At 62.3% G+C, this 26,221-nt stretch carries 29 protein-coding genes; 16 read left to right on the top strand and 13 right to left on the bottom strand.

The genetic code is table 11. The features are described 5' to 3' along the window. Positions 1–95: 95 nt before the first annotated feature. A complete protein-coding gene (locus FAA97_RS11875) occupies positions 96–725 on the top strand; it encodes a DNA-3-methyladenine glycosylase I (RefSeq protein ID WP_136598870.1) in 630 nt (209 codons plus the stop codon). Here the strand turns inward: FAA97_RS11875 and FAA97_RS11870 are convergent, their stop codons facing one another. The 6 genes from FAA97_RS11870 to relB form a co-directional block, all read right to left on the bottom strand. Further along, entirely contained in the window at positions 726–1,430 is a 705-nt protein-coding gene (locus FAA97_RS11870; RefSeq protein ID WP_136598735.1) for an HAD family hydrolase, read from the bottom strand. A gap of 96 nt (positions 1,431–1,526) precedes the next feature. After that, complete coding sequence (gene copM / locus FAA97_RS11865; RefSeq protein WP_281281334.1) at positions 1,527–1,928, bottom strand: CopM family metallochaperone; 402 nt, start codon at positions 1,926–1,928, stop codon at positions 1,527–1,529. Positions 1,929–1,966: 38 nt separating this feature from the next. Then, complete coding sequence (locus FAA97_RS11860; RefSeq protein WP_136598733.1) at positions 1,967–2,389, bottom strand: hypothetical protein; 423 nt, start codon at positions 2,387–2,389, stop codon at positions 1,967–1,969. A gap of 35 nt (positions 2,390–2,424) precedes the next feature. After that, on the bottom strand, positions 2,425–3,171 hold the full coding sequence (locus FAA97_RS11855; protein WP_136598732.1) for a hypothetical protein: 747 nt from the start codon (positions 3,169–3,171) through the stop codon (positions 2,425–2,427). Positions 3,172–3,174: 3 nt separating this feature from the next. Then, positions 3,175–3,444 (bottom strand): type II toxin-antitoxin system RelE family toxin, encoded by a 270-nt coding sequence (locus FAA97_RS11850; protein ID WP_136598731.1) that lies wholly within the window; start codon positions 3,442–3,444, stop codon positions 3,175–3,177. Then, complete coding sequence (gene relB, locus FAA97_RS11845; protein WP_136598730.1) at positions 3,428–3,655, bottom strand: type II toxin-antitoxin system RelB family antitoxin; 228 nt, start codon at positions 3,653–3,655, stop codon at positions 3,428–3,430. The genes FAA97_RS11850 and relB overlap by 17 nt, the downstream gene beginning before the upstream one ends. A 152-nt stretch (positions 3,656–3,807) precedes the next feature. Between relB and hisS the strand changes: the two genes are divergently transcribed. The 3 genes from hisS to hisG all read left to right on the top strand — a co-directional run bounded on the left by hisS (position 3,808) and on the right by hisG (position 7,538). Then, positions 3,808–5,463, top strand: a complete 1,656-nt coding sequence (gene hisS / locus FAA97_RS11840; RefSeq protein ID WP_136598729.1) for a histidine--tRNA ligase — start codon at positions 3,808–3,810, stop codon at positions 5,461–5,463. A gap of 261 nt (positions 5,464–5,724) precedes the next feature. Next, on the top strand, positions 5,725–6,846 hold the full coding sequence (locus FAA97_RS11835; RefSeq protein WP_136598728.1) for an ATP phosphoribosyltransferase regulatory subunit: 1,122 nt from the start codon (positions 5,725–5,727) through the stop codon (positions 6,844–6,846). After that, the gene (hisG, locus tag FAA97_RS11830) at positions 6,843–7,538 is read left to right on the top strand and encodes an ATP phosphoribosyltransferase (protein WP_136598727.1); all 696 of its coding nucleotides are present in this window, start codon (positions 6,843–6,845) and stop codon (positions 7,536–7,538) included. The genes FAA97_RS11835 and hisG overlap by 4 nt, the downstream gene beginning before the upstream one ends. A 231-nt stretch (positions 7,539–7,769) precedes the next feature. On the opposite strand, the gene FAA97_RS11825 is transcribed toward hisG, so the two are convergent. After that, positions 7,770–8,219 carry a DoxX family protein gene (locus FAA97_RS11825; RefSeq protein ID WP_136598726.1) on the bottom strand — a complete coding sequence of 150 codons (450 nt, stop codon included), beginning with the start codon at positions 8,217–8,219 and terminating at the stop codon, positions 7,770–7,772. Between the two features lie 140 nt (positions 8,220–8,359). Next, positions 8,360–8,890, bottom strand: a complete 531-nt coding sequence (locus tag FAA97_RS11820) for a hypothetical protein (protein ID WP_246041422.1) — start codon at positions 8,888–8,890, stop codon at positions 8,360–8,362. Positions 8,891–9,372: 482 nt separating this feature from the next. On the opposite strand from FAA97_RS11820, the gene FAA97_RS11815 reads away from it, so the two are divergent. After that, the gene (locus FAA97_RS11815) at positions 9,373–10,308 is read left to right on the top strand and encodes a lytic transglycosylase domain-containing protein (protein ID WP_136598725.1); all 936 of its coding nucleotides are present in this window, start codon (positions 9,373–9,375) and stop codon (positions 10,306–10,308) included. 221 nt (positions 10,309–10,529) lie between these two features. Here FAA97_RS11815 and groL read toward each other — a convergent pair whose 3' ends face one another. From groL to FAA97_RS11800, 3 genes are all read right to left on the bottom strand, one after another. Further along, positions 10,530–12,170 (bottom strand): chaperonin GroEL, encoded by a 1,641-nt coding sequence (gene groL / locus FAA97_RS11810; protein WP_136598724.1) that lies wholly within the window; start codon positions 12,168–12,170, stop codon positions 10,530–10,532. Between the two features lie 68 nt (positions 12,171–12,238). After that, positions 12,239–12,535 carry a co-chaperone GroES gene (gene groES, locus FAA97_RS11805; protein WP_006726594.1) on the bottom strand — a complete coding sequence of 99 codons (297 nt, stop codon included), beginning with the start codon at positions 12,533–12,535 and terminating at the stop codon, positions 12,239–12,241. Between the two features lie 214 nt (positions 12,536–12,749). After that, positions 12,750–13,109: a hypothetical protein gene (locus FAA97_RS11800; protein WP_136598723.1), complete on the bottom strand. Its 360-nt coding sequence runs from the start codon at positions 13,107–13,109 to the stop codon at positions 12,750–12,752. Between the two features lie 91 nt (positions 13,110–13,200). Here FAA97_RS11800 and soxR point away from each other — a divergent pair, with 91 nt between their 5' ends. From soxR to FAA97_RS11775, 5 genes are all read left to right on the top strand, one after another. Continuing rightward, on the top strand, positions 13,201–13,653 hold the full coding sequence (soxR, locus tag FAA97_RS11795) for a redox-sensitive transcriptional activator SoxR (protein ID WP_281281330.1): 453 nt from the start codon (positions 13,201–13,203) through the stop codon (positions 13,651–13,653). 56 nt (positions 13,654–13,709) lie between these two features. Then, positions 13,710–15,020, top strand: a complete 1,311-nt coding sequence (gene chrA, locus FAA97_RS11790; RefSeq protein WP_136598722.1) for a chromate efflux transporter — start codon at positions 13,710–13,712, stop codon at positions 15,018–15,020. Between the two features lie 96 nt (positions 15,021–15,116). Next, positions 15,117–15,965, top strand: a complete 849-nt coding sequence (locus FAA97_RS11785; RefSeq protein ID WP_136598721.1) for a TIGR01459 family HAD-type hydrolase — start codon at positions 15,117–15,119, stop codon at positions 15,963–15,965. 13 nt (positions 15,966–15,978) lie between these two features. Next, on the top strand, positions 15,979–16,959 hold the full coding sequence (locus tag FAA97_RS11780; RefSeq protein WP_136598720.1) for a bifunctional riboflavin kinase/FAD synthetase: 981 nt from the start codon (positions 15,979–15,981) through the stop codon (positions 16,957–16,959). A gap of 92 nt (positions 16,960–17,051) precedes the next feature. Then, positions 17,052–17,279 (top strand): BrnA antitoxin family protein, encoded by a 228-nt coding sequence (locus FAA97_RS11775; protein ID WP_136598719.1) that lies wholly within the window; start codon positions 17,052–17,054, stop codon positions 17,277–17,279. Between the two features lie 266 nt (positions 17,280–17,545). On the opposite strand, the gene FAA97_RS11765 is transcribed toward FAA97_RS11775, so the two are convergent. Beyond that, the gene (locus FAA97_RS11765) at positions 17,546–17,728 is read right to left on the bottom strand and encodes a hypothetical protein (RefSeq protein ID WP_136598718.1); all 183 of its coding nucleotides are present in this window, start codon (positions 17,726–17,728) and stop codon (positions 17,546–17,548) included. 306 nt (positions 17,729–18,034) lie between these two features. Between FAA97_RS11765 and ileS the strand changes: the two genes are divergently transcribed. From ileS to FAA97_RS11750, 3 genes are all read left to right on the top strand, one after another. After that, the gene (gene ileS / locus FAA97_RS11760) at positions 18,035–20,947 is read left to right on the top strand and encodes an isoleucine--tRNA ligase (protein WP_136598717.1); all 2,913 of its coding nucleotides are present in this window, start codon (positions 18,035–18,037) and stop codon (positions 20,945–20,947) included. Positions 20,948–21,084: 137 nt separating this feature from the next. Next, a complete protein-coding gene (locus FAA97_RS11755) occupies positions 21,085–21,717 on the top strand; it encodes a hypothetical protein (protein WP_136598716.1) in 633 nt (210 codons plus the stop codon). A 68-nt stretch (positions 21,718–21,785) separates the two neighbouring features. Then, positions 21,786–22,274 carry a GNAT family N-acetyltransferase gene (locus FAA97_RS11750; protein ID WP_136598715.1) on the top strand — a complete coding sequence of 163 codons (489 nt, stop codon included), beginning with the start codon at positions 21,786–21,788 and terminating at the stop codon, positions 22,272–22,274. 3 nt (positions 22,275–22,277) lie between these two features. On the opposite strand, the gene FAA97_RS11745 is transcribed toward FAA97_RS11750, so the two are convergent. After that, positions 22,278–22,730 carry a nucleoside deaminase gene (locus FAA97_RS11745; protein WP_136598714.1) on the bottom strand — a complete coding sequence of 151 codons (453 nt, stop codon included), beginning with the start codon at positions 22,728–22,730 and terminating at the stop codon, positions 22,278–22,280. A 69-nt stretch (positions 22,731–22,799) separates the two neighbouring features. Between FAA97_RS11745 and FAA97_RS11740 the strand changes: the two genes are divergently transcribed. The 3 genes from FAA97_RS11740 to FAA97_RS11730 are packed head-to-tail and all read left to right on the top strand — an operon-like array spanning position 22,800 to position 26,218. After that, on the top strand, positions 22,800–24,749 hold the full coding sequence (locus FAA97_RS11740; protein WP_136598713.1) for a pseudouridine synthase: 1,950 nt from the start codon (positions 22,800–22,802) through the stop codon (positions 24,747–24,749). Positions 24,750–24,755: 6 nt separating this feature from the next. Beyond that, entirely contained in the window at positions 24,756–25,316 is a 561-nt protein-coding gene (gene rsmD, locus FAA97_RS11735) for a 16S rRNA (guanine(966)-N(2))-methyltransferase RsmD (protein WP_136598712.1), read from the top strand. A gap of 23 nt (positions 25,317–25,339) precedes the next feature. Further along, complete coding sequence (locus tag FAA97_RS11730; RefSeq protein ID WP_136598711.1) at positions 25,340–26,218, top strand: patatin-like phospholipase family protein; 879 nt, start codon at positions 25,340–25,342, stop codon at positions 26,216–26,218. Positions 26,219–26,221 lie beyond the last annotated feature (3 nt).

The raw sequence follows: 26,221 nt of genomic DNA, 5'->3' as shown, positions 1-26,221 counted from the left end.
GAAGCCGGAAAGCTCTGGTCAGGGTTAGCAGCGCGTTTGGAAAAATCGTGAACAAATGGTAAACGGATTCCCGTTCGGGGGAGAATCGCATGGACATGATCGCAGAAGGCCTGATCCGGGGAGATGATGGTCTCGACCGCTGCTTCTGGCATGGCGGACTTGAGGACTATCGTCGCTACCATGACGAGGAGTGGGGTCGTCCGGTCACGGACGACATCAGACTTTTCGAGAAGATCTGCCTTGAAGGCTTCCAGTCCGGCCTTTCATGGCTGACGATCCTCAGAAAGCGGGAAAACTTCCGCGCAGCCTTTGCCGGTTTCGATTTTCACGCCGTGGCCGATTTCGGGGATGATGATATCGCCAGATGCCTTGCCGATGCCGGCATCATCCGCCATCGCGGCAAGATCGTCTCCACGATCAACAATGCCCGCCGTGCCGTCGATCTCGAGGGCGAGTTTGGCTCCCTCTCTCGTTACTTCTGGAGTTACGAGCCTGACGCTTCTGAACGCCCGGCCCGCATGGACTATGCCACGCTGCGCGCAAACCCCACGTCACCCACCTCGATCCGCCTCTCCAAGGATCTGAAGAAGCGTGGCTGGACCTTTGTCGGCCCGACCACTGTCTATGCCTTCATGCAGGCCATGGGACTTGTCAATGACCACATCGAGGGTTGCTGCTGCCGCGAGCCGACGGAGCGTCTGCGGGAGAGCTTCGTCCGGCCCTGATCAGGCGAGACTGGCCAGGAGATCGGGCACATGGCCGAGATCGGGGATCTCGCGAAAGCGCGGCGCCTCCTCCGGCTTGTCGACATGCTCCAGCACCCAGGTCAGCTCATGCGGCACGAACACGCCCCAGGCGCCGGCGGCAATCGCGGGCACGACATCGGATTTCAGCGAATTGCCGATCATCATGGCGCGCTCCGGCCCCTCGCCATGTTTGCCGAAGATCCGCCGATAGGTGGTGGCATTCTTGTCGGAGACGATCTCGACCGCATCGAAATAGTCGCCGAGGCCGGATTGCGCGAGCTTGCGCTCCTGGTCGAAGAGATCGCCCTTGGTGATCAGCACGATAAAATAATGGCCGCGCAGCGCCTCCAGGGCATCCCGTGCATGGGGCAGGCATTCGACGGGATGGGTCAGCAGATCCCGTCCGATGGAAAGGATTTCGCTGATCACGGAAGAGGGCGCACGTCCCTCGGTAATATCCAGAGCCGTCTCGATCATCGACAGCGTAAAGCCTTTGATGCCGAAGCCGTAATGGGCAAGATTGCGCTTTTCCGCCTCCAGCAGGCGTTCTGACACCTGCTCGCCTTCTGCGTAGTCGACAAGCAGGCTGCGGAAGTGGCTTTCGGTCAGCTTGTAATACTGCTCGTTCTGCCAGAGCGTGTCATCGGCATCGAAACCGATCACGGAGACAGGGCGGTTGGACATGACGCCTCCTTTTCGACCAGGGGTGGCAGACTAACCGCTTGGCACGGCAAAGCAATGGCGCTTGATGGCGCCATTGCGGGAAGCGGCGGAAACTGCCTATTGGCCGTTTTTCGCCAGCCATTCCTTCATCATGGCGATCTCGCCTTCCTGGGCGGCGATCACCTCCTCGGCAAGCTTGCGGATCTCGAGATCCTTGCCGTGCTCGAGCACGATCTTCGCCATGTCGATTGCGCCCTGATGGTGCGGAATCATGCCCCGGACAAAATCGACGTCCGCATTGCCGGTCAACTCGATGTCCATGTCTTTATGCATTTTCGCATTGGCCTCGGTGAAGGCTTTGGACGACGGGCTGTCATCCATCAGGGAGTGGCCCTGATGCCCGCCATGGGCATCATGATCCTGTGCAACTGCGATGGACGAGAGCGAGACTGCGGTCGTCAGCGACGCCGCGATAAGAATTGTCTTCAGCATTGAAATCTCCTGTGCTGATCGATGAATGTTAAGCGCAAAGCCAAAGCTTAAGCGACGACATCGGATCAGGCGCGGGGAGGGGGCGTGACGGGGGCCGACATCTGGGAAACGAGCCTTGCCGGAAGCGCTGGCGCTTCGGCCGCGCGGGCTGGTTTGCCACTGTCGTCCATAGCCAGATCGGCGGGAAGGGTTAGACAGGCGGCACAATGCCAGACCGTCTTCATCGGCTTGTCGGGCGCCCCGGAACCGTCCGCCGTGCCGGCATGGGTCAACTGCGATCCCGAATGCGGGCAATCCATATCCGTCATCGCCGACGCAACGGGAGCGGCCGGGTGGTCGCCGGCATTCGTCCCGTGTGCGATCGGCATCGCCATGGCCGACATGCCGGTCATGGGCATGGCACCATAGGCGAGTGCCGCAATCAGCAGCAGGAGGCGGACAAGCGATCTCATGTCGGAGAAGATGGGTCGCCATTCCGACGAAAGCAAGACTGCCTCCGAAAGCAAGACCGCCTCACCGTCAATCACCGTGCAATGACGCTATGCACGATCTGATAGTCCATGTCCTTCTCACCGAACGGGATCACTGGCCAGTCCCATTCCTCCCGCGCAAGTCCCAGGCTAACGCCATGCAGCAGATCGCAGGTGTCGTGGCGCACGCCCTTCCGGTCGATGACTGTATGGCTCGTATCGGTGACGAGACAGGTCTCAGCGGGCAGCTGGGCCAGCCCCTCGATATGCGCCATGATCAACTGGCGGATCACGGCATCCGCATCCGCCTTTTCGCCAAGTTGACGTGCAGCGCCAACGCCAATCTGCGAGAGGAGATTGGCCGAGACCACGAGATCGAGATAGGGGACCTGCCGCAGAAAGGCGAGCGGTTCCGGTGTCTCGCCCGCAAGCCACTGATCAAGGCCTGAAAGATCGCGCTCGATCAGCCGCACATTTCTCAGGCCCTTGATGCCGATCCAGGTCCGCACGCTGGCGAGATGCACGAGATCGACCAGCACGACCGTATCGAAAAGCCGCGACAGCTCCAGGATCGGCACGTCGCGCAGCAGCCCCGAGCCGAGCACGACCACTGTGCGCCGCTGCCGGCATTTCCCGGCGGCAGAGAGTATCGACGCTTTTGTCCGCCGCTCGTGCTCCGCCCAGGCATTCGCACAGCGGGTTGCCCGCGCCCACAGATCGACGGAGGCGCGAATGAACGGACGATGGGCGGCAGATGTCAGCGGAAAGGTCGCGGCGTAATTCAGGGCTTCGAGGATCATGTCTTACCGATAGACGGAGCTGCGATGGCCGATCTCGACCACGAGCACGATGAGTTTGTGATCCTGGATGTCGCAGATGATCCGGTAGTCGCCGACCCGGTAACGCCAGTAGGAACCGAGTCGGCCACCTTGGAGTGGTTCTCCAAGGCTCCTCGGGTTGTCGCTGGTCGCAACCCGCTCTTCCAAGAATTGCTTGATGCGGCGGCGAAGAACGGGATCGAGTTTGTGCATCGTTTTTCGGACAGGCTGGCGATACTCAATCGTCCAGGCCACGCCAAAATTCCTCTGAACTCACGACCTTGTCTTCGCCGCTCCGGATACGCTTCATTGCTTCCTCGGCAGCGGTCAGATCTTGAAGGTTCTCAAGTTCACGCTGGATCATCTGGCGCAGATAATCGTCTGGTTCGGCGCCAGCCTCCGAGGCATACTCGACGATCAACTGGTGCATTTCTTCCGGCATCTCGAGTGTGACGCGCTTGTTCATCGGTCCAACCTCTGGTTTGGCGGCCAACATACCATTCCCTCCGTCCCTTTTCCAGCGCCCGCGGCGGCCTCGACCCGCCTTCGCCCTTGCCGCCAAAACCTTGTTCCTCTAAGACACCCGCACCTTTCTGAAACGAAAATCCGGTTGTCATCATGAGCGAGAAGAACAAGAAGCCCCAGAAGCTGAAGGCACGCCTGCCGCGTGGCTTTGTCGATCGCGAGGCTGCCGATATCCGCGCCGCGAACCAGATGATGGAGACCATCCGCGAAGTCTACGAGCGTTACGGCTTCGATCCGATCGAGACGCCGCTCTTCGAATACACCGATGCGCTCGGCAAGTTCCTGCCGGATTCGGACCGCCCGAACGAAGGCGTCTTTTCGCTGCAGGACGACGACGAACAGTGGATGTCGCTGCGCTACGACCTGACCGCCCCGATGGCGCGCCATGTCGCGGAGAATTTCCAGGAAATCCAGCTGCCCTACCGCACCTATCGCGCCGGCTATGTTTTCCGCAACGAAAAGCCGGGTCCGGGCCGCTTCCGCCAGTTCATGCAGTTCGACGCCGATACCGTCGGCGCGCCGGGCGTCCAGGCCGATGCCGAAATGTGCATGATGATGGCCGACACGCTGGAAGCGCTCGGCATCAAACGCGGCGACTATGTGATCCGGGTCAACAACCGCAAGGTTCTGGACGGCGTCATGGAGGCGATTGGCCTCGGCGGTGAGGAGAATGCGGGGCGGCGTCTGGGGGTGCTGCGCGCCATCGACAAGCTCGACAAGTTTGGCCCTGAAGGTGTGAAGCTGCTGCTCGGTGAAGGCCGCAAGGACGAGTCCGGCGACTTTACCAAGGGGGCGGGGTTGAATGAGGATCAGATTGCTAAACTGACGCGCTATATTTCGATCACTGCCACCGGGACGACCCACGGTGTCCCGGTTAAAGACGCTGGTCGCGATGTGTCTGATATGCAGACTTATCGGATAGGCGAAGTTGATTTTTATACGGACAACCTTGCAACGGTTGAGGGACTATTGGCCGTGGCAGGCGACAACGCGACTGCCCTTCAAGGAATCGAAGAGTTGCGGACCATCGCCGCACTTACAGACGCGGCTGGTTATGGCTCGCTTCGCATCAAGATCGACCCCTCCGTCGTTCGCGGCCTCGAATACTACACCGGCCCCGTCTACGAAGCCGAACTCACCTTCGACGTCACCAATGAAAAGGGCGAGAAGGTCGTCTTCGGTTCGGTTGGCGGCGGCGGTCGCTACGATGGCCTCGTCTCACGCTTCATGGGCCAGCCGGTCCCGGCCACAGGCTTTTCCATCGGCGTCTCGCGCCTGATGACGGCGCTCAAAAACCTCGGCAAGCTCGGCCAGGACGAGGTGATCGGTCCTGTCATCGTCACCGTCATGGACGGCGATGTCGAGAGCATGGGCCGCTACCAGCGCTTCACGCAGCAACTGCGCGCGGAAGGCATCCGTGCCGAAATGTACCAGGGCAACTGGAAGAAGTTCGGCAACCAGCTGAAATATGCCGACCGCCGTGGCGCCCCCATCGCCATCATCCAGGGCGGTGATGAGCGGGTGCAAGGCGTTGTCCAGATCAAGGACCTGATCGAGGGCAAGCGCCTGTCCGGCGAGATCACCGACAATGCCGAGTGGCGTGAGGCCCGTGTGGCGCAGGTTGTGGTTCCGGAAGCCGAGCTGGTCGCCAAGGTCAAGGAAATCCTGGAGCATCAGGCCGAAGATCGCAGTGGACCACAACCCAAGGACTACAAAAGCGAACAGCCGATCTACGAAGGAAATGATTGATCACGTGGCATTTTCGATCCGCAACGCTTACCATAAGGCGCGCTGGGCCGTTTGGCGTATGTCGCAGAAGCTGAGATCGTCATTCGCTGCAGTTGATGCCAGAGCGCGTGGTTACCCCCCTCTGCCCTGCCGGGCATCTCCCCCACACGGGGGGAGAGCGGGTTGGGGCCGGCCGCTCGCACAGCCACCACTCTCCCCCCCTGTGGGGGAGATGTCACGAAGTGACAGACGCGGGTGCTGCACCCTCAGCGGAGTTATCTCATGCCCCTGACAGACATGCCGGAATTTGCCGGTACCATCTTGGCTGAATTCTCGTCGCGTGGCACGACCCGCGTCGATACGCCTGTGATCCAGCCGGCGGCACCGTTCCTCGACATGGCGGGGGAAGACCTGCGTCGCCGCATCTTCCTCACCGAAAACGAGCGCGGCGAAAGCCTTTGCCTGCGGCCCGAATTCACCATCCCCGTCTGCCTGCGCCACATCGAGACCGCGACCGGAACGCCGAAGCGTTATGCCTATCTCGGTGAAGTGTTCCGCCAGCGCCGGGAAGGTGCCCAGGAATTCTATCAGGCCGGCATCGAGGATCTCGGCGATAGCGCCACGGCAGAAGCCGACGCGCGCGCGATTGCCGATAGCGTGGCCATTCTCACTCGCCTGCTGCCGGCAAAGTCGCTTGTCGTTACCCTTGGTGATCAGGCCGTATTCGAAGCCGTGGTCAAGGCGCTTGGCCTGCCGGGCGGCTGGCAGAAGCGGTTGATTCAGGCCTTCGGCAACCCGGTTCAGATCGAGCAACTGTTGCGCAAGCTCGCAGCGCCGACGCCGGTTCCGGGCCTTGCGCCTGAGGTCGCGGAGCTTCTGGCAAGCGGTGATCAGGCGGCGCTGATCGCCCATATCGATGCCACCATGCAGGAGACCGGCTATCTCACCAATGCCAGCCGCACCCCGGCCGAGATCGCCCGTCGCCTCAAGGAGAAGCTGGAGCTGTCTCAAACCCGGCTTGATGGCGCAGCTTTGCTCCTGCTGCGCGAGTTCCTCTCGCTCGAGCTGCCGCTCGGCGAGGCCTCTGCAGCCCTTGCCGGCTTTGCCGATGCCGCCGGCCTGAAGCTTGGGCCAGCGCTTACCCGTTTCGATGAGCGGGTGGCTGCTCTTTCCAGCACCGGAGTTGATTTGGGCCGCATCACCTATCGTGCCGCCTTCGGGCGTCCGCTGGATTATTACACCGGACTGGTGTTTGAGGTGGCGGTGCAAGGCCAAGCCGCAGTGCTGGCCGGTGGCGGACGCTTCGACCGTCTGCTGACGCTGCTGGGTGCCGAAAGCCACATTCCGGCCGTCGGTTTCTCGCTCTGGCTCGATCGTATTGAAACGGAAAGGTCATCCTCATGACCATCACCATCGGTCTGCCCTCCAAGGGCCGGATGAAGGACGACAGTTCCGCCATCTTCGAAAAGGCGGGAATGAAGATCGTCACGGTCGGCAATGATAGATCCTATCGCGGTCGGGTCGAAGGTTTTGACGATGTCGAGATTGCCTATCTCTCGGCCTCGGAGATCTCCCGCGAAATCGGTAACGGCACGGTCGATTTCGGCGTGACCGGCGAAGATCTGATCCGCGAAGGACTGGCCGAGGCGGATAGCCGCGTCCAGATCGCCGCTCGTCTCGGTTTTGGCCATGCCGATGTCGTGGTTGCGGTGCCGGAAGTCTGGCACGATGTCGATACCATGGCCGATCTTGGCGATGTCGCCGCTGAATTCCGCAGCCGTCATGGTCGACGCCTGGCGATTGCCACCAAATACTGGCGCCTGACGCAGCAGCATTTTTCCGGCAGCCATGGCATCCAGCTTTACCGGATTGTCGAGAGCCTTGGCGCCACAGAAGGTGCGCCTGCCGCCGGCCAGGCCGATATCATCGTCGATATCACGTCGACCGGCTCGACGCTGCGCGCCAATCACCTGAAAGTGCTATCGGATGGCGTCATTCTGCGCTCCGAGGCCTGCCTTGTGCGGGCGAGGAAGCCGGAGCATGAGGGCAATCCCATGGTCGGCCGCATCATCGAGGCGGTGCGCGGCGTGCTTTAAGGGCCAAATTGCTCGACATTTCAGACCCCCCTCTGCCCTGCCGGGCATCTCCCCCACAAGGGGGGAGATCGATCGGGGCGGGCGCTGCGCACTCCCTCTGCTCTCACCCCTTGTGGGGGAGATGTCACGAAGTGACAGAGGGGGGTATCTCCTCGGACAGACTTACTTGGGAACACGAAAAAAACCCGCCGGATCGCTCCAGCGGGTTTCTTTTTGCCGTGTGGGCACGGATCAGGCGGTGACGGCGGAGGTCGAACCGCGGCGGGCGTCGATCGAGTAGGCGCCGGCGCCGACGATGGCAAGCGCGATGTAACCGCCAGCCAGGGTGATGTTCTTCATCATCATGATCTGGTTCAGCGTGTTGATCCAGCCAAGCGCGCCTTCCGGCCAGCCTTCGATGGCAACGGTACCGGAATGGAAGACGAGACCGGTGAACACGCAGAACAGGGCGATCGACCAGGCGGTCAGCTTGGTCTGGAAGCCGACGAGGATGAAGAGGCCGGCAACCAGTTCATAGAGACCAGCGGCATAGGCCAGAAGGTCGGCAGCGGGCAAGCCGGCGCCGGAGATCATGCCAGCGGTACCGCTCGGGTCGGCCAGCTTGCCGAAGCCCGACATGATGAACATGAAGGAGAGGAGGATACGAGCGAGAACGAGAAGGGCATTGTTCGTGGACGACATGGAAGGCTCCGTTTCAGGGATTGCGTGGCCTATACATGCCGGTTTGGCGTTGGTCTGAATAGGTGGACAAATCTTGACTGATTGTTCAATAATCCGAAACAAACTAATCGTGATCGCGCTGCACGCCGTATCGCTTGCGATCAATCGTTATCGGCAGCGCCGACCGCCGAAAGGTGAAAGCGCGGGAATATGAACATTCCCCCGATCTCACCGCCATTTCCTTCAAACGCTGCGGACTCTCCGATGCAGAACACAGGCCGCCTCTGCGCATTTGCGATGACAATCGTGGTCGAATAGCAGAATCGGGATGGCTGTGTCGCGGCCTGCTCGAAGAGCTTGAGAATATGGGCGCGGTCGATCGGGTCGTAGCACCTCATCATCGTGAGCAAGCCGATTTCCGCGGTGTCGAGACCATGCAGCTCGCGTGCGCGATCGCCCAGCTTCAGCAATCCATTTGTCAGATTTCCAGTCCAGTGTTCCGATATGCCAAAGCGGCAGGCTTCCATGGTCAGGAAGCCATCGTCTGTCACGGGGCAATCAAACGGATTGCTCCTTTCGGTCTGCGCATTTGCAATCTTAAACACTGTTTTCCCCAAATCCTGCAGCGGAATCGGGCACCTAGAGTGGGCATCAGCATGCCCGACCACGGTTCCCCAATATTGCGACGCCAAGCCCATCCCTCGACGACGCCACCTCCAAAACGCAAAACCCCTGTTTGCAAGTCCCGGCCTCCGAAGGCCCCAGCAGCATTCGGATAGACCGTGCCCGGTGTCATTGGCCGACAGCCGGGAAAGCGACGTGATGCTTACCGATATCACGGCGCATAGACGTTGAAAATGGCCTGCCACGTATGAGGGTGGGAAAAGCCGCCACTGTGTTCAGGTGGAAAGCCGCGCAATATCTGGCAATGAATGGCGCAAGTTGCTGCCCGTGGCGGCGCCGGCTGGCAAATTTTAGCCGTCGAGACGCTATGCCGATATGATTTCTGTCCTGTCGGGGCGCTGATTCTGTTCAACGCAATGTCGCAAAGCATGAGGCCACGGGGTCGACCGGACCACCCAGGGAGCGTTACGTTGCGCAAGATGGAATGGGCGGATCGATTGCGCTGTTGGCGAAAGCGAATAGGATCGGAACCATGAGGCGATCGACGAGGATGCAAATCTGGAGGAATGTCACGCGGCGGACCCTGCTTGTGGCAAGTGCCGTTTTTGCGATCGCGGCTCCAGCCGCGTCGTCTAGCGCGCGGGCCGAGCCGTCCGCCGATGAGCCGGAATGTCTTTACGAGGGCACCTACGGGTCATCTTCGTTGTGCATCAGGCGGGACACGTTCAACGCCGATCTCTGCGGTGCGATCGAACATTTCTCGCTGGCACATGAGGTGCCGCCTGCGTTTTTTGCGCGCCTGATCTGGCGGGAAAGCCTTTTCAGGCCGGAGGCGGTCAGTCCGAAAGGGGCGGAAGGCATCGCCCAGTTCATGCCCGGCACGGCGCGCATGCGCGGGCTGTCGAACAGCTTTGACGTGCTGGACGCGCTCGATGCCTCCGCCGCCTATCTTGGCGAGTTGAAAACGCGCTTCGGCAATTTCGGCTTTGCTGCCGCGGCCTATAATGCCGGCGAAAACGGGTTGTCCCGGTTCCTCACCACCGAACGTCTGCCCATTGAAACGCGCGATTATGTCTTCGCCATCACCGGTGCAACCGTCGAGATGTGGCGGGACAAGCCACCGGAGATCGTGGCGCCGGCGCTTGATGAAGCCGCGAGTTTTCAAGATGCTTGCGTGGTGCTCGCCGACAAGCGCCGGATGAAGGAGCCGGTCTTTGCAGGCTCGGCCGACTGGGCACCCTGGGGCGTGCAATTGGCCGCGCATTTCCGGCCAGCCGTGGTCGATCAGCTGTTCACCCGCGCCATCAGCCGGCTGCCGGCACCGCTCAATGCCGAGCGCGCTCTCATCGTGCGCCAGCGCGGCGGCAATTTCGGCTACAGCCCCCGCTACGCCGCAAGGATCGGCCGCGAAACCCGCGCCGAAGCGAACAAGCTCTGCGCCGAGATCCGGGCTGCAGGTGGCTATTGCACGGTTCTCAGGAACTAGAACGTGAAGAGTGAGATCTAGGGGGGCATTCGGCCGGGCCGATGCGTAACAAAAAAGGGCGGCCTCGCGACCGCCCTTTCCGTAATTGAACCGGTTGGCTCAGATGCAAAACCCGAAGGTCTTACATCATGTCCATGCCGCCATTTCAGCGCGCTTGCCGCACTGAAGCACTTTAGGTGATGGGCGGCTTTGATGGACCTGATCGTAAGACCCGGTGGGTCTTACATCATGTCCATGCCGCCCATGCCGCCCATGCCGCCCGGCATGCCGCCGGCAGCTTCCTTCTTCGGAAGTTCGGCGATCATGGCTTCGGTGGTGATCAGCAGCGAGGCAACCGAAGCTGCGTTCTGCAGGGCCGTGCGGACAACCTTGACCGGATCGACGATACCCATGGCGATCATGTCGCCGAATTCGCCGGTCTGGGCGTTGTAGCCGAAGTTCTCTTCGTTCTTGTCGAGGATCTTGCCGACGATGATCGAAGCTTCGTCACCAGCGTTGGTGGCGATCTGGCGAACCAGAGCCTGCAGCGCGCGGCGAACGATGTTGATACCGGCTTCCTGGTCGTCGTTGACGCCCTTGACGGTGATCTTCGTGGACGAACGCAGGAGAGCGGTACCACCGCCAGGAACGATGCCTTCCTGAACGGCAGCGCGGGTTGCGTTCAGCGCGTCGTCGATGCGGTCCTTGCGCTCCTTGACTTCGATCTCGGTCGAGCCGCCGACGCGGATGACGGCAACGCCACCGGCGAGCTTGGCCAGACGCTCCTGCAGCTTCTCGCGGTCGTAGTCCGAAGAGGTTTCTTCGATCTGCGCCTTGATCTGGGCAACGCGGCCTTCGATGTCCGACTTCTGGCCGTTACCATCGACGATCGTGGTGTTTTCCTTGGTGATGGACACCTTCTTGGCGCGGCCGAGCATGTCGAGGGTGACAGACTCGAGCTTGATGCCGAGGTCTTCCGAGATCACGGTACCACCGGTCAGGATCGCGATGTCTTCCAGCATGGCCTTGCGGCGATCGCCGAAGCCCGGAGCCTTGACGGCAGCGATCTTCAGGCCGCCACGCAGCTTGTTGACGACGAGCGTTGCAAGAGCTTCGCCTTCGACGTCTTCAGCGATGATGACGAGCGGCTTGCCGGTCTGGACCACGGCTTCGAGAACCGGCAGCATGGCCTGGAGGTTCGAGAGCTTCTTTTCGTGCAGGAGGATGAATGCGTCTTCGAGATCGGCAACCATCTTTTCCGGGTTGGTCACGAAGTAGGGCGACAGGTAGCCGCGGTCGAACTGCATGCCTTCGACGACTTCGAGTTCGGTTTCAGCGGTCTTGGCTTCTTCGACGGTGATGACGCCTTCGTTGCCAACCTTCTGCATGGCTTCAGCAATGTCGTTACCGACCTGCGTGTCACCGTTTGCGGAGATCGTGCCGACCTGGGCAACTTCAGCCGAGGTCGAGATCTTCTTTGCCTTGGCCTGCAGGTCCTTGACGACTTCTGCAACAGCCAGGTCGATACCGCGCTTCAGGTCCATCGGGTTCATGCCGGCAGCAACAGCCTTGGCGCCTTCGCGAACGATGGCCTGGGCAAGAACGGTTGCGGTCGTGGTGCCGTCGCCGGCGATGTCGTTGGTCTTCGAAGCGACTTCGCGGACCATCTGCGCGCCCATGTTCTCGAACTTGTCTTCCAGTTCGATTTCCTTGGCGACGGAAACGCCGTCCTTAGTGATGCGCGGAGCGCCGAAGGACTTGTCGATGATGACGTTACGACCCTTCGGGCCGAGGGTAACCTTCACGGCGTCAGCGAGGATGTCGACGCCATGCAGCATCTTTTCGCGCGCGGTGCGGCCAAACTTGATTTCTTTTGCAGCCATGTTCAAAACTCCCGGGTATCTAGCCCATTTTTGAATTGGTTAAGAGGAAGACGGGTGTCTGGCTTCAATCAGCCGATAACGCCCATGATGTCGGCTTCCTTCATGATGAGGAGGTCGACGCCGTCGAGCTTCACTTCGGTACCGGACCACTTGCCGAACAGGACGCGATCGCCAACCTTGACGTCGAGGGCAACCTGCTTGCCGCTTTCGTCACGGGCGCCAGGACCAACGGCGATGACTTCGCCTTCAGCCGGCTTTTCCTTGGCGGTGTCGGGAATGATGATGCCGCCCTTGGTCTTTTCTTCAGACTCGACGCGCTTGACTACAACGCGGTCGTGCAGCGGGCGGAAAGTTGTGCTTGCCATTGTCTAATCCCTCGATCAAATGACACTCGCGATCCCCAAGGGATCGCATCGGATGACTGTTAGCACTCCCCTGAGGCGAGTGCCAGCGCCCCACAGATAGGAATAGGCTCGGATCGAGTCAAGGCGATGACAAAAAAATCCGCCGCCTATCGTAAATAGCGGCGGATAAGAGGTTCGCGTCTCCGAGGTTTCCAGGGATCTGCGAGGGGATCGCTCAAAAGCCGATCGTGTCAAAGGTGGCGAATTCGCCTGTTATCCCACGCTCAGCCATAAAGGCTTGAGGGTCGAAGCCCTTGTCGGCGTAAGCCGCTGCCATTTCCCGTTTCGCCGAGAGAAGGGCATCGCGGCTGATCCATTCTGCAAGCGTGACGACATAGACCAGATCGTCGCGCTCGGTCATCGCGACCCGCGTCAACAGGCAATCGGGATGCTGCTGCAGCTCTTCGTCGATGAAAGCCAGTTTTTCTGAAAAGGCGGGCCAGTGGATGCGCGGGCAGGTGAAGCGGTCGATCCGGAACACCGTCGGGCGATCCGCAAGATGGAAATTCCCGGGCAGGGCGGAAGAGTGCGGCATGATCAGCTCCATGTATGTTCGACCTTGAATTTGAACAGAGAAGCTGAGAGGGATAGAACCTCAACCTTAATTCAGGTCAAGGGGAATATGCGTGCTGGAGGAAAAGGCGAGGGCGCCCGTTTTGCTCAGTGTTGGCGAGGTGGCCCGCCGGGCGGGTGTCGCGGTTTCGGCCCTGCATTATTACGAGCGGGAAGGACTTATCCATTCCATCCGCAGCAGCGGCAATCAGCGCCGTTTTCCCCGTGGCGTGCTGCGCCGGGTTGCCGTGATCAAGGTGGCGCAATCGCTCGGTCTGTCGCTTGCCGAAATTTCTGCGGCCTTTGCAACGCTACCCGATGACAGGCCGCCTTCGGTCAGGGACTGGCGCCGGCTGTCGGAGGCCTGGCGTGCCGATCTCGACCGTCGTATCACGCAACTTCTGGGGTTGCGAGACAGGCTGGACGGCTGCATCGGCTGCGGATGTCTGTCGATGGAGGACTGCCCCTTGCGCAATGGCGGCGATCAGCTCGGCAAATCGGGCTCGGGCGCCCGGCTGCTGACTTGACTGTGACACGGTCAGCCGCTCTCTAGTCGCCGCAATGAAATGCGACGAGGGACGACATGACAGAAACCTATCCAAGCATGCGCGATCTCACCTCCGCCTTTGCCCGGATCGGTTTCCTTTCTTTCGGCGGTCCGGCAGCACAGATCGCGCTGATGCACCGCATCTGCGTCGAGGAAAAGCGCTGGATCGATGAGGACCGCTACCTGCATGCGCTAAACTATTGCATGTTGCTGCCAGGCCCTGAGGCGCAGCAGCTGGCGACCTATATCGGCTGGCTCCTGGATGGCGTGCGGGGCGGCATCGTCGCCGGCCTGCTTTTCGTCATTCCGGGGCTCATCGTCATTCTCGGCCTGTCTTCGCTTTATGCGCTCTACCAGGATACCGGCATGGTGACCGGCCTGTTCTTCGGGCTGAAGGCAGCGGTGCTCGCGATCGTCGTCGAGGCCTTGTTGCGCATCGGCAAACGGGCTCTGAAGACCGGCTTTCACCGGGCGCTCGCCGCCGCCGCCTTCGTCGCGCTCTTCGTCTTTTCGCTGCCCTTTCCGCTCGTCGTCCTGACCGCCGCAGCCATCGGCCTGCTTCAGGCCCGCTTCCGCCCCTCAGGCGGCACCGACCTTGCGCCGCCCGCCGGAAGCGGCCCGACGCTCGGTCGCCAATTTGCAACCGCTATCGTCTGGATTGCCGTCTGGCTCGCGCCTCTGCCGCTGCTCTCCCTCCTGCTGCCCGAGACCGCTCTGCCGGAGCTGCAGGCCTTCTTCTCGCGCATGGCGCTCGTCACCTTCGGCGGCGCCTACGCGGTTCTGGCCTATGTGGCGCAAGTGGGCGTCGAGCACTATCAATGGCTGCAGCCTGGCGAAATGCTGGATGGCCTGGCGCTTGCGGAAACCACGCCCGGTCCGCTGGTTCTCGTGCTCTCCTATGTCGGATTTCTCGCCGGCTTCCGCGGCAGCGGCTCCTTCGATCCGCTGCTGATCGGCCTCATGGGTGGCGTGCTCACGGCCTGGGCCACTTTCGTCCCGAGCTTCCTCTTCATTTTTGCCGGCGCCCCTTACGTTGAACGGCTGCGTGGAAACCCCAAGGTCACCGCGGCGCTGTCTGCCATCACGGCGGCCGTGGTCGGCGTCATCCTCAACCTCGCCATCTGGTTTGCCCTGCATGTGCTCTTCCGCGAGGTCGCCAATGTCGAATTCGCAAGGCTCGGCCCTGTCGCCGCCACGTTGCCATGGCCGATCTGGTCATCGCTTGACCTCAGGATCCTGCTGATCGCCCTTGTTTCCGTCGTGATGCTGTTTCGCTTTCACCAGGGCGTCGGCCGGACGCTGACCGTGGCCGCCATCCTTGGCCTCCTTTTGCAATTCGCTGTCTGAGAGGGCCGAAATTCGGCCCGTCTCGGCCTCGCCCCTTGCCTTGGGGGGAAACCTTTGCCATGTCAGCGGACATCAATAGAGCAGTCAGGAATGAAGATGGCCCGCAGCATAACGACCCTTGGCGACGTGACGGACGCTTACGACGTCATCCTGTGTGACGTCTGGGGCGTGCTGCACAACGGCATTGACGCCTTCCCGCTGGCCGGTGAAGCGCTGACGGCGGCCCGCGAAAAGGGGCTGACGGTGGTGCTGATTACCAACTCGCCGCGTCCGGCCATCGGCGTCATCCCGCAGCTGCGCGCCATCGGCGTGCCCGACACCGCCTATGACCGGATCGTCACATCAGGCGACGTGACCCGCACGCTGATTGCCGCCGGCCCGAAAAAGGTCTTCCTGCTCGGCCCCGAGCGCGACATGCCGCTGTTCGACGGCCTCGATGTAACGGTGGTTTCGGCAGAAGATGCCGATTGCGTCGTCTGCACCGGCTTCTTTGACGACGAAGTCGAGACCCCGGAAGATTATCGCGACATGCTCACCGCCTTTGTCGCGCGCAAAGTACCGCTGATCTGCGCCAATCCGGATCTGGTGGTCGAGCGCGGCCATCGCATCATCCCCTGCGCCGGTGCCGTCGCCGCTCTCTATGACACGCTCGGCGGCGAGACCCGCATTGCCGGCAAGCCGCACAAGCCGATCTATGAGGCGACACTTGCCGCGGCCCGCGAGGCGCGCGGAGATTTTGACAAGGTCCGCGTTCTCGCCATAGGCGACGGCATGCCGACCGACGTCAAGGGCGCCGTCGATGCCGGTCTCGACCTTCTCTATATTTCCGGCGGCATTCACGCGGCCGAATATGCGACGGCCGGCGTGACCGACGAGGCGCAGCTTCATCTCTTCCTCGACAAGGAGAAGGTTGCGCCGCAATACTGGATGCACCGGCTGGCGTGAGGCGACGGCAAACATGACGGTTTTCCACCGCAACGAGAAGAGGGAACCCCTGCCGGCCGCGCTGCGCGGCGGCGTGGTGGCGATCGGCAATTTCGACGGTGTGCATCGCGGCCACCAGGCGGTGTTGAGCCGGGCGCTGGAGCGGGCGGAAGCCCTTGGTGTGCCGGCACTTGTGCTGACCTTCGAGCCGCATCCGCGCTCCGTCTTCAATCCGGATCAGCCCGTGTTCCGCCTGACCCCGCCACCGATCCGCGCCCGGATCCTGGAGGCCATGGGCTTCCAGTCCGTCATCGAATACCCCTTCGATCGCGAATTTTCACAGCGCTCAGCCGATGATTTCGTCCGCGCCATCCTCGTTGACTGGCTCGGCGCCAAGGAAGTTGTCACCGGCTTCGATTTTCACTTCGGCAAGGGTCGTGAGGGAGGCCCGGCCTTCCTGATGGAGGCTGGCAGCCGGCACGATTTCGGGGTCACCCTCGTCGATGCCTTCCGTGACGAAGGCGCCGAGGTGATCTCGTCGAGCCGCATCCGCGCCCTGCTTGCCGAGGGCGATGTCGCCCAGGCGGCGGGCCTGCTCGGCTATCGCTTCACGGTCGAGGCCGAGGTGATGAAGGGAAAGCAACTCGGCCGCACGCTGGGCTTCCCCACGGCCAACATGCACTTGCCGCCGGAAGCGACGCTGAGGCCCGGCATCTATGCCGTGCGCTTCCGCCGCGCCGATGGCATCATTCGTGATGGTGTCGCAAGTTTCGGCTATCGTCCGACAGTGACCGACCACGGGGATCCCTGGCTCGAAACCTTCGTCTTCGATTTCTCCGGCGATCTCTATGGCGAGATCTGCTCGGTTTCCTTCTTCGGCCACCTGCGCGACGAATGGAAGTTTGCGGGCCTCGAGCCGCTGGTTGCCCAGATCCGCAAGGACGAGGCGGAGGCACGTGCACTTCTGACCGGCGTCAAGCCAATCGGCGCGCTGGACGAAAAGATCGCCTTCTGACGGGCAGGTGCCGGTCGGTCCGGCAGCCCTGATAGATTTCCGACTGAAACCAGGACCGGCAAGCCCGGCCAGACAACAGGAAGCCCGCGCCCATGGCCCGCCGCCCGACCAATCCCAAGGATGCCGCCGAAGCCCTGTTCCGCCCGGCACCCAAACCCGCCGCCCCCGCCATCGAGCGCCGCGCGGCGCCTGAGGCCAAGGAACTCGTCTCGCTGCGCATCGACAGTGCCGTGCTGGAGCATTTCCAGGCAGACGGCCCCGGCTGGCAGGACCGCATCAACGACGCGCTGCGGGCAGCTGTTGAAGCCGACAAGGGCTGAATGGTCTTAGCCCCGCGCCGAACCACTTGCCTTTTCGATTGCTTGCCCCCCTCTGTCCTGCCGGACATCTCCCCCACGAGGGGGGAGACCAGCGCGTGGCCGGCGCCCTCCAGAAAGCAAGCCCGTAAATGGAGACAGCGTATGCGATGATCCGCTCTCCCCCCATGTGGGGGAGATGTCCGGCAGGACAGAGGGGGGTGCATTACGGAGATAGGGTCGCGGCAGTGCTGGCGCGACGGCATAGCCAAGGGCTGAGTGCCGAACACCTAGTTTGCCTGGGATGGTTGCCACTGTTTCAATGCTATTTGCCGCCGCGCGGAAAACAGCCGTTCGGTCTCTTCCGCCGAAACCACTTTACCGGCGGCAAGGTCGGCGCGTCCCTCGGACACCTTGTTTTCAAGGAACTGGAGGTAACTCTCCTCGATCTTCTGAAGCGCTTTGCGTGTCACAATGCTTCCTTCCATACGTGATGGCGGATAGATATGAGGGTATGCACGCAGTCTAGCACGACATCGCGGCCTGTCCATCGGCGGGCATCTTGCCTCTTCCTTTTGCCGCGAAAACCTCTTAAACAACCGCCACCATGACCCGATATCGTCGCTTGATGATAGACCTGCGAATTATTGGCCCGGCCTTCCGCGCGCAGTGACTGCTGCCGGAGGGTCCGGGTTTTCGGCGCTTCTCAAGCGCCACCACTCATTCCGATATCCCGTTCGCATGCGCGGCAGACGCGCCAGAGACGATTGCAAGGCTCCATGACCGATAGCACTGAGACCACCGAAAAGCTCGATTATTCCAAGACCCTCTATCTGCCCGAGACCGAATTCCCGATGCGCGCAGGCCTGCCGCAGAAGGAGCCGGAAATGGCGGCGAAGTGGAAGGAAATGGGGCTCTACAAGCGCCTGCGCGCCTCCGCCGCCGGCCGCGAAAAATTCGTCCTGCATGATGGCCCGCCTTACGCCAACGGCAACATCCATATCGGCCATGCGCTGAACAAGGTGCTGAAGGACGTCATCACCCGCTCCTTCCAGATGCGCGGCTTTGATGCCAACTACGTGCCCGGCTGGGATTGCCACGGCCTGCCGATCGAGTGGAAGATCGAGGAAAAATATCGCGAAAAGGGCAAGGACAAGAACGAGGTCCCGGTCAACGAATTCCGCCGCGAATGCCGCGACTTCGCGCAAGGCTGGATCAACATCCAGTCGGACGAATTCCGCCGCCTCGGCATCGAGGGCGATTTCGACAATCCTTACACGACCATGGCCTTCCATTCGGAAGCCCGCATCGCCGGCGAACTCCTGAAGATCGCCATGTCCGGCCAGCTCTATCGCGGCTCCAAGCCGATCATGTGGTCGGTCGTCGAGCGCACGGCGCTGGCTGAGGCTGAGGTGGAATATGCCGAGGTCGAGAGCGACACGATCTGGGTGAAGTTCCCGGTGGTCGAGGGCGCCGCCGATCTGAAGTCGGCTGCCGTCGTCATCTGGACCACCACCCCGTGGACCATCCCGGGTAACCGCGCGATCTCCTACTCGTCCAAGATCGAATACGGCCTCTATGAGATTACCGAAGCCACGAACGATTTCGGCCCGCAGCCAGGCGAAAAGCTGATCTTCGCCAAGCGTCTGGCCGAAGATACCGCAACCAAGGCCAAGGTGACCTTCAAGCTCGTCCGCGACGTGACCGGTGCCGAACTCGGTGCGATCACCTGCGCCCATCCGCTGGCTTCGCTCGGCTACACCTTCGCCGTCCCGATGCTCGACGGCGACCACGTCACCGACGACGCCGGTACCGGCTTCGTCCACACCGCGCCATCGCACGGTCGCGAAGACTTCGACGCCTGGATGGGGCATGCCAAGGCGCTGGACGCCCGCGGCATCGATACCAAGATCCCGTTCCCGGTCGATGATGCCGGCTTCTACACCGAAGACGCACCCGGTTTCGGGCCCTCGGCTGAAGGCGGCGCTGCCCGCGTGCTCGACGACAACGGCAAGAAGGGCGACGCCAACAAGCGCGTCATCGAGGCCCTGATCGCAGCCAACAATCTCTTCGCCCGTGGCCGCATCAAGCATGACTATCCGCATTCCTGGCGCTCCAAGAAGCCGGTCATCTTCCGCAACACGCCGCAGTGGTTCGTCTATATGGACAAGGAACTCGGCGACGGCACGACGCTGCGCAGCCGCGCTCTGTCGGCGATCGATGAGACCCGCTTTGTGCCCGCTGGCGGCCAGAACCGTCTTCGCGCCATGATCGAGCAGCGTCCGGACTGGGTGCTGTCGCGTCAGCGCGCCTGGGGCGTGCCGATCTGCGTCTTCGCCGATGCCGAAGGCAATGTGTTGAAGGATGAGGCGGTCAACGCCCGCATCCTCGCGGCGTTCGAGAAGGAGGGCGCCGATGCCTGGTTCGCGGAAGGTGCCAAGGAGCGCTTCCTCGGTTCCGAGCATGACGGTGAGCGCTGGCAAATGGTGACCGACATCCTCGATGTCTGGTTCGACAGTGGCTCCACCCACACCTTCACGCTGGAAGACCGCCCGGATCTGAAATGGCCGGCCGACGTCTATCTCGAAGGCTCCGATCAGCATCGCGGCTGGTTCCATTCCTCGCTCCTCGAAAGCTGCGCAACGCGCGGCCGTGCGCCTTACAATGCCGTCGTCACCCACGGCTTCACCATGGCCGAAGACGGCCGCAAGATGTCGAAGTCGCTCGGCAATACGGTGACGCCGCAGGACGTGATGAAGGAATCGGGCGCCGATATCCTGCGTCTCTGGGTCATGAACACCGACTACTGGGAAGACCAGCGTCTCGGCAAGACGATCATCCAGACCAATATCGACGCCTACCGCAAGATCCGCAACACCGTCCGCTGGATGCTCGGCACGCTCGCCCATGACCATGGCGACGAGATCGCCTATGCCGATCTGCCGGAACTCGAAAAGCTGATGCTGCATCGGCTCGCCGAACTCGACCAGATCGTGCGCAAGGGCTACGACGAATTCGACTTCAAGCGCATCGTCCGCGCTCTCAGCGATTTCGCCAATGTCGAACTCTCGGCCTTCTACTTCGACATCCGCAAGGACACGCTCTATTGCGACGCTCCGTCAAGCCTGAAGCGCCGCTCGGCCCTCTTCGTCATCCGCAAGCTGTTCGATTGCCTGGTCCTGTGGTTTGCGCCGATGATGCCGTTTACCACCGAAGAGGCATGGCTCTCGCGTGATCCCTCGGCGGAATCCGTCCACCTCGAACAGTTCCCGGAAATCCCGGTCGACTGGTCGAACGAGGCGGTGGCCGAAAAGTGGAAGGCCGTGCGTACGGTCCGCCGTGCCGTCACCGGCGCGCTGGAAGTCGAGCGCAAGGAAAAGCGCATCGGCTCCTCGCTGGAAGCAGCCCCGGTCGTCCACATTGCCGATAGCGACCTGATCAAGGCGCTTGAAGGTCTCGACTTCGCCGAGATCTGCATCACTTCCGATATTAAGGTGGTTGCAGGCGAAGGCCCGGCGGAAGCCTTCCGCCTCGACGATGGCACCAAGGTCGCGGTCGAGCCGAAGCTCGCCGAAGGCCAGAAATGTGCCCGCTCCTGGAAAATCACCCGGGACGTCGGCTCGGATCCGGACTATCCCGATGTTTCGGCCCGCGATGCGCAGGCGCTGCGAGAGCTTGCTGCGCTGAAATGAGGAAAAGTTACCGGATGGTTTGCGCTTTTGTCCGCCATCCGGTAAAACTGCCTGAAATTGGCCGAATTCTGCCCGCACGGGTGGAAGACATCACATTCGGCACGACCAAGGTTATGCGGCGAGGCTGGTAGGCATTCATGAATTCGGCATATCTGTTCAGGGTTGGCGTCGGCTTGGCCGGCCTTTTTGCGGTCACCACCGGCCTTTCCGGCTGCGTCGGCAGCCCGACCTACGGCACTGACAAGACGGCGATGGAGCAGCTGGTCGATGACGTCGGCTCGGCCGTCTCGCTGGCGCCCAAGGAACCCGCCAACAAGGGCACGAAGTACAATCCGCGTCCCGATCTCGTCCTGCCCCCGGGCGGAACGCAGACGGCAGCGCTGGTACAGCCGCAGGCTTCCGTCGCCAACCGCGAAAATAATCCGGAATGGGTGGAATCGCCGGAAGAGGCGCGCGAGCGTCTGGTCGCAGAGGCCGATGCCAATGCCGACAACCCGCGCTATCGCTCGCCACTGCTCGCCGGTTACGGCACGGCCGGCACAATGACGGAAACCCAGAAGTGGCAGGCCTTCCGAGAGGCGCGCCAGCTGCAGAAGGGCGCCTATCTCGATCAACGTCGCCTCCTCTCCGATCCGCCGGCCGAGTATCGCCAGACGGCTGATGTCTCGGTGGACGATCTCGGCGAGCCGGAAGCGGTCAAGGAAAAGCGCCGCAAGAAGGCAGCCAAATCTGCGCAGCAGAACAATTCTTGGTGGCAGCCCTTTCAATAAGCTGCAGCCGCTCGACAGTGTGAGGGCAGGGCGGAAACGCCCTGCCTTTTTCTTTGCAAGGATTGTCCATGGCCTTTTCCATCCGCCCCGCAACACCAGCCGATGCCGGCACCATTCTCGGCTTCATCACCGAACTTGCCGTCTATGAGAAGGCAGGACATGAGGTCGAGGCGACGGAGGAGACGATCCTGTCCTCGATCTTCGGACCGGGTTCCGTCACCGAGGCGGCCATTCTCGAGCATGACGGGGTGCCTGCGGGGTTCGCCGTCTGGTTCATGAGCTATTCCACATGGCAGGCGAAGAACGGTCTCTATCTCGAGGATCTCTACGTCGCGCCGGATCATCGCGGCGGCGGCGCCGGCAAGCTGCTTTTGCGCCATCTGGCAAAGCTTGCGGTCGAGCGCGGCTGCGGCCGTTTCGAATGGAGCGTCCTCGACTGGAACGAGCCGGCGATCCGGGTCTATGACGCCGTTGGCGCCGAGCCGCAAACGGAATGGATCCGCTACCGTTTGACGGGCGAAAAGCTCAAGGCCTTTGCCGAAGGCGCCGCAAACTGATCTCTAGTCCCGTTTTTCGCGGAAGAAGTCGCGCAGCATGTCGGCGGCTTCCGTCTCGCGAATCCCGGAATAGACCTCCGGGGCGTGATGGCAGGTGGGTTGCGTATAGAAGCGTACGCCGCTTTCAACGGCCCCGCCTTTGGCATCGCGCGCCGCGTAGTAGAGCCGGCGGATGCGCGCGAAGGATATCGCGGCGGCGCACATGGTGCAGGGTTCGAGCGTCACATAGAGGTCTGCATCGATGAGCCGTTCATCGGAAAGCACCTGAGCTGCACGCCTGATGGCCAGCACTTCGGCATGGGCGGAGACGTCGTTGAGTGCCCGCGTTTCGTTTCCCGCTCGTGAAATGATCTCGTTTCCATGCACGATCACCGCGCCGATCGGCACCTCGCCGCGTTCACCTGCCGCCCGCGCTTCTTCGAAAGCCGCCTCCATGAAGGCGTTTGTCTTCAGCATGCCTCAACTTTCCGCTTAACCCGGACCGCGCGCTCTGATACGACAGCCCAAACGACAGGCAAACAGCAAATGACATTCAAAGACAAGTCCAGGCGTCCGGCGGGCAAACCCGCTGACCGCGGCGGCAAGCCGCAAACCCGCAAGCCGCGCGAGGAATTCGCCGAAAAGCCCGCCCGCGCACCCCGTGCCGCCAAGGCCGAAGCGCCTTCCGGCAGCGAGGCCGTCAAGCCCGAGCGCATTTCCAAGCTGCTCGCGCGCGCAGGCGTTGCCTCGCGGCGCGATATCGAGCGCATGATCATGGAGGGCCGCGTTTCGGTCAACGGCAAGGTGCTCGACACCCCCGTGCTGAACGCCACGCTTGCCGATACAATCGAGGTCGATGGCCAGCCGATCCGCGGCATCGAGCGCACGCGCCTCTGGCTCTACCACAAGCCGGCCGGTCTGGTGACGACCAATTCCGATCCGGAAGGCCGCCCGACGGTGTTCGACAACCTGCCGGAAGACCTGCCGCGCGTCATGTCGATCGGCCGCCTCGACATCAACACCGAGGGCCTGCTGCTGCTCACCAATGACGGTGGTCTCGCCCGCGTGCTGGAACTGCCGACCACCGGCTGGCTGCGCCGCTACCGCGTGCGCGCCCATGGCGAGGTGGACCAGCCGACACTGGACGCGCTGAAGGAAGGCATTGCCGTCGACGGCGTGCTCTACGGCGCGATCGACGCGACGCTCGACCGCAAGCAGGGCCACAATGTCTGGATCACCATGGGTCTTCGCGAAGGCAAGAACCGTGAGATCAAGAACGTGCTCGGCGCGCTCGGCCTCGAGGTCAACCGCCTGATCCGCATCTCCTACGGCCCCTTCCAGCTGGGCGACCTGCCGGAAGCTCAGGTGGTGGAAGTGCGCGGCCGGATGCTGCGTGACCAGCTCGGGCCCCGCCTGATCGAGGATGCCAAGGCCAATTTCGACGCGCCGATCTACAGCCATGGGGCCGAGGTCGACGAGGAAGATGCGCCGGCGAAAAAGCCTGCCCGCGAGCCGAAGGCCGAATGGGCGCGCGATGACCGTCCGACCGACAAGAAGCGTGCCCCGCAGAAGGACTGGTCCGACAAGGGTGACCGGCGCGAGCGCGCGCTCGGTCGGCTCGACACCCGCCGCGACGATGCCGCCAAGGGCAGCGACAAGTTCGGCGACAAGCCGAAGCGCGCTACGGCCAATACCAAGGGCCGCACCGCCAATGTCTGGATGGCGCCCGGCGCCCGGCCGCTCGGCGAGAAGGCGGCAGCTGCCGCCGCACGCCGCAAGCCCGATCCGCGCGCCGCAAAGACGGAAAGCCGCTACGACGACCGCCCGACCTCGACAGTGCAGATCACCCGCGCCCGCGATGAAGAGGGCGATTGGATCCGCGCCGACGGTCCCGACAAGAAGAGCGGTCGTGACGACAAGCGCGGTGGTTTCGGTGACCGCGGCTCGCGCCGCGAGGGGGATGACCGCGGCCCACGCAAGGATTTTGGTGATCGCGGCCCCCGCCGTGACTTCGGTGACCGTGGCCCACGCCGCGAAGATGGCGACCGCGGCCCGCGCCGCGAGGGTGGTGACCGTGCAGAACGCGCGCCGCGCAAGGATTTTGGTGACCGTGGCCCACGCAAGGAATACGGCGACAGGCCGGCCCGCGACGATCGTTCGGAGCGTCCTCGTGGCGAGCGTCCCGCCGGCGACAGGCCTTATGGGGATAAGCCGCGTGGCGACAGGCCCTTTGGCGACAAGCCGCGCGGCCGCTCCTTCGGCGAAAAGTCCTTTGGTGATCGTCCAGCCGGTGATCGCCCCGCGGGCAAGCCCTTCGGCGGCAAGCCGGGTGGCAAATCCTTCGGCGGCAAGCCGGGCGGGGGCAAGAGCTTCGGCGGCAAGCCCGGCGGTCGCTCCGGTGGGCCTTCCGGCGGCAAGTCGTTTGGCGGCAAGCCTGGTGGTGGATCCGGCGGTCGCCCCGCCGGTGGCCGAGGCGCTCCGAAGGGCAAGAGGTAAGCCGCAATGCGCATTGTTGGCGGAGAGTTTCGGGGCCGCAACCTGGCCACGCCGAAATCCAATGATATCCGGCCGACCACGGACCGGACGCGCGAGAGTCTGTTCAACATTCTCTCCCATGCGCATCCGTGCGTCTTGGATGGCACCAAGATCCTCGATCTTTTTGCCGGGACTGGTGCCGTCGGCATAGAGGCCTTGTCGCGCGGCTGCAAATCGGCGCTGTTTGTCGAAAACAGCGTCGAAGGTCGCGGTCTGCTCTGGGAAAACATCGAGGCCTTCGGCCTGCATGGCCGCGCCCGCATGTTGCGTCGGGATGCGACCGATCTCGGTCCTGCCAACAACATCGAGCCGTTCGAGCTGGTCTTTGCCGATCCGCCCTATGGCAAGGGCCTGGGCGAAAAAGCCCTGTTTGCCGCCCATGCCGGCGGCTGGCTGGCGCCCGGCGCACTCGCCATCCTTGAAGAGCGCAGCGATGTGCAGGTCTCGGTCGACCCGGTATTCCGCTTCCTCGAAGACCGCGCCTTCGGTGACACGAAAATGTACTTCTTTTCCTATAAGGCTTCCTGAACCTTCCCGGAAAGCAGGTTCTGATGGATACGACCACACCGACCGCTGCCTTGCCCGTCGCATCAGCCTCCGAGCCGACTGTCGGCCTGGCATTGGGTGCCGGCGGCGCGCGCGGCTTTGCACATATTGTTGTTCTCGAGGTCTTTGACGAGCTCGGTATCAGGCCCAACCTGATTGCCGGCTCCTCCATGGGCGCGCTTATCGGCTCTGCCTATGCAGCCGGCATGTCGGGCCGAGAGATCCGCGATTACACGCTGGAGCTGGCGGACAACCGATCCCTGGTGCTGAACCGCTTCTGGGGATTGCGGCCCTCAACGATCCGCGATGCGCTCGGTGGCTTTCGCCTCGGCCAGTTCAACCTGCCGCCGCTGCTCAGGGCTTTTCTCCCGCCGCTCTTGCCGAAGGAGTTTTTGGGTCTTCAGATCCCGTTGAAGGTCATCGCCACCGATTATTACGGGCAGCGCGAGCTTTTGTGTGAAAGCGGCGATCTGTTTGAGGCGCTGGCCGCGTCCGCGGCCATCCCGGCGCTTTTTGCGCCCGTCGTGATCCATGGCCGGCTGATGATCGATGGCGGCATCTTCAACCCGGTGCCCTATGATCATCTGGTTGGCCACTCGGATATTCTCGTCGCTGTCGATGTCATCGGTGCGCCGGAAGGCGATGGCTCGCTGGTGCCAAGCCGGATGGACAGTCTGTTTGGTGCCTCGCAGCTGATGATGCAGTCGCATGTCGCCTTGAAGATGAAGCTCTGCCGTCCGGACATCTATATCAAGCCGGAGGTCAATACGTTCCGGGTTCTCGACTTCTTCAAGGCGCGACAGGTCCTGGAGGTCTGCGAGGCACTGAAGGAGCCGCTCAAGCGTGACCTGTCGGCACGTGTGGAAGACTTCCTCCGCCACTGAGCC

Source organism: Peteryoungia ipomoeae, assembly GCF_004912165.1.
GTDB classification, from domain to species: Bacteria; Pseudomonadota; Alphaproteobacteria; order Rhizobiales; family Rhizobiaceae; genus Allorhizobium; species Allorhizobium ipomoeae.
Note: the sequence above shows the minus strand (reverse complement) of the source record. Positions and strands in the feature narration are given on the sequence as shown.

Excerpts from the sequence above, each read along its gene's own strand:
- rsmD (WP_136598712.1), top strand. The coding sequence starts at position 24,756 with ATGCGCATTGTTGGCGGAGAGTTTCGGGGCCGCAACCTGGCCACGCCG.
- FAA97_RS11800 (WP_136598723.1), bottom strand. The coding sequence starts at position 13,109 with ATGCCGCACTCTTCCGCCCTGCCCGGGAATTTCCATCTTGCGGATCGC.
- FAA97_RS11730 (WP_136598711.1), top strand. The coding sequence starts at position 25,340 with ATGGATACGACCACACCGACCGCTGCCTTGCCCGTCGCATCAGCCTCC.
- FAA97_RS11740 (WP_136598713.1), top strand. The coding sequence starts at position 22,800 with ATGACATTCAAAGACAAGTCCAGGCGTCCGGCGGGCAAACCCGCTGAC.
- ileS (WP_136598717.1), top strand. The coding sequence starts at position 18,035 with ATGACCGATAGCACTGAGACCACCGAAAAGCTCGATTATTCCAAGACC.
- FAA97_RS11755 (WP_136598716.1), top strand. The coding sequence starts at position 21,085 with ATGAATTCGGCATATCTGTTCAGGGTTGGCGTCGGCTTGGCCGGCCTT.
- FAA97_RS11835 (WP_136598728.1), top strand. The coding sequence starts at position 5,725 with ATGCCCCTGACAGACATGCCGGAATTTGCCGGTACCATCTTGGCTGAA.
- FAA97_RS11775 (WP_136598719.1), top strand. The coding sequence starts at position 17,052 with ATGGCCCGCCGCCCGACCAATCCCAAGGATGCCGCCGAAGCCCTGTTC.
- FAA97_RS11855 (WP_136598732.1), bottom strand. The coding sequence starts at position 3,171 with ATGATCCTCGAAGCCCTGAATTACGCCGCGACCTTTCCGCTGACATCT.
- groES (WP_006726594.1), bottom strand. The coding sequence starts at position 12,535 with ATGGCAAGCACAACTTTCCGCCCGCTGCACGACCGCGTTGTAGTCAAG.
- FAA97_RS11745 (WP_136598714.1), bottom strand. The coding sequence starts at position 22,730 with ATGCTGAAGACAAACGCCTTCATGGAGGCGGCTTTCGAAGAAGCGCGG.
- groL (WP_136598724.1), bottom strand. The coding sequence starts at position 12,170 with ATGGCTGCAAAAGAAATCAAGTTTGGCCGCACCGCGCGCGAAAAGATG.
- chrA (WP_136598722.1), top strand. The coding sequence starts at position 13,710 with ATGACAGAAACCTATCCAAGCATGCGCGATCTCACCTCCGCCTTTGCC.
- FAA97_RS11815 (WP_136598725.1), top strand. The coding sequence starts at position 9,373 with ATGCAAATCTGGAGGAATGTCACGCGGCGGACCCTGCTTGTGGCAAGT.
- hisS (WP_136598729.1), top strand. The coding sequence starts at position 3,808 with ATGAGCGAGAAGAACAAGAAGCCCCAGAAGCTGAAGGCACGCCTGCCG.
- relB (WP_136598730.1), bottom strand. The coding sequence starts at position 3,655 with ATGAACAAGCGCGTCACACTCGAGATGCCGGAAGAAATGCACCAGTTG.
- FAA97_RS11780 (WP_136598720.1), top strand. The coding sequence starts at position 15,979 with ATGACGGTTTTCCACCGCAACGAGAAGAGGGAACCCCTGCCGGCCGCG.
- FAA97_RS11825 (WP_136598726.1), bottom strand. The coding sequence starts at position 8,219 with ATGTCGTCCACGAACAATGCCCTTCTCGTTCTCGCTCGTATCCTCCTC.
- FAA97_RS11870 (WP_136598735.1), bottom strand. The coding sequence starts at position 1,430 with ATGTCCAACCGCCCTGTCTCCGTGATCGGTTTCGATGCCGATGACACG.
- FAA97_RS11750 (WP_136598715.1), top strand. The coding sequence starts at position 21,786 with ATGGCCTTTTCCATCCGCCCCGCAACACCAGCCGATGCCGGCACCATT.
- FAA97_RS11875 (WP_136598870.1), top strand. The coding sequence starts at position 96 with ATGATCGCAGAAGGCCTGATCCGGGGAGATGATGGTCTCGACCGCTGC.
- hisG (WP_136598727.1), top strand. The coding sequence starts at position 6,843 with ATGACCATCACCATCGGTCTGCCCTCCAAGGGCCGGATGAAGGACGAC.
- FAA97_RS11785 (WP_136598721.1), top strand. The coding sequence starts at position 15,117 with ATGGCCCGCAGCATAACGACCCTTGGCGACGTGACGGACGCTTACGAC.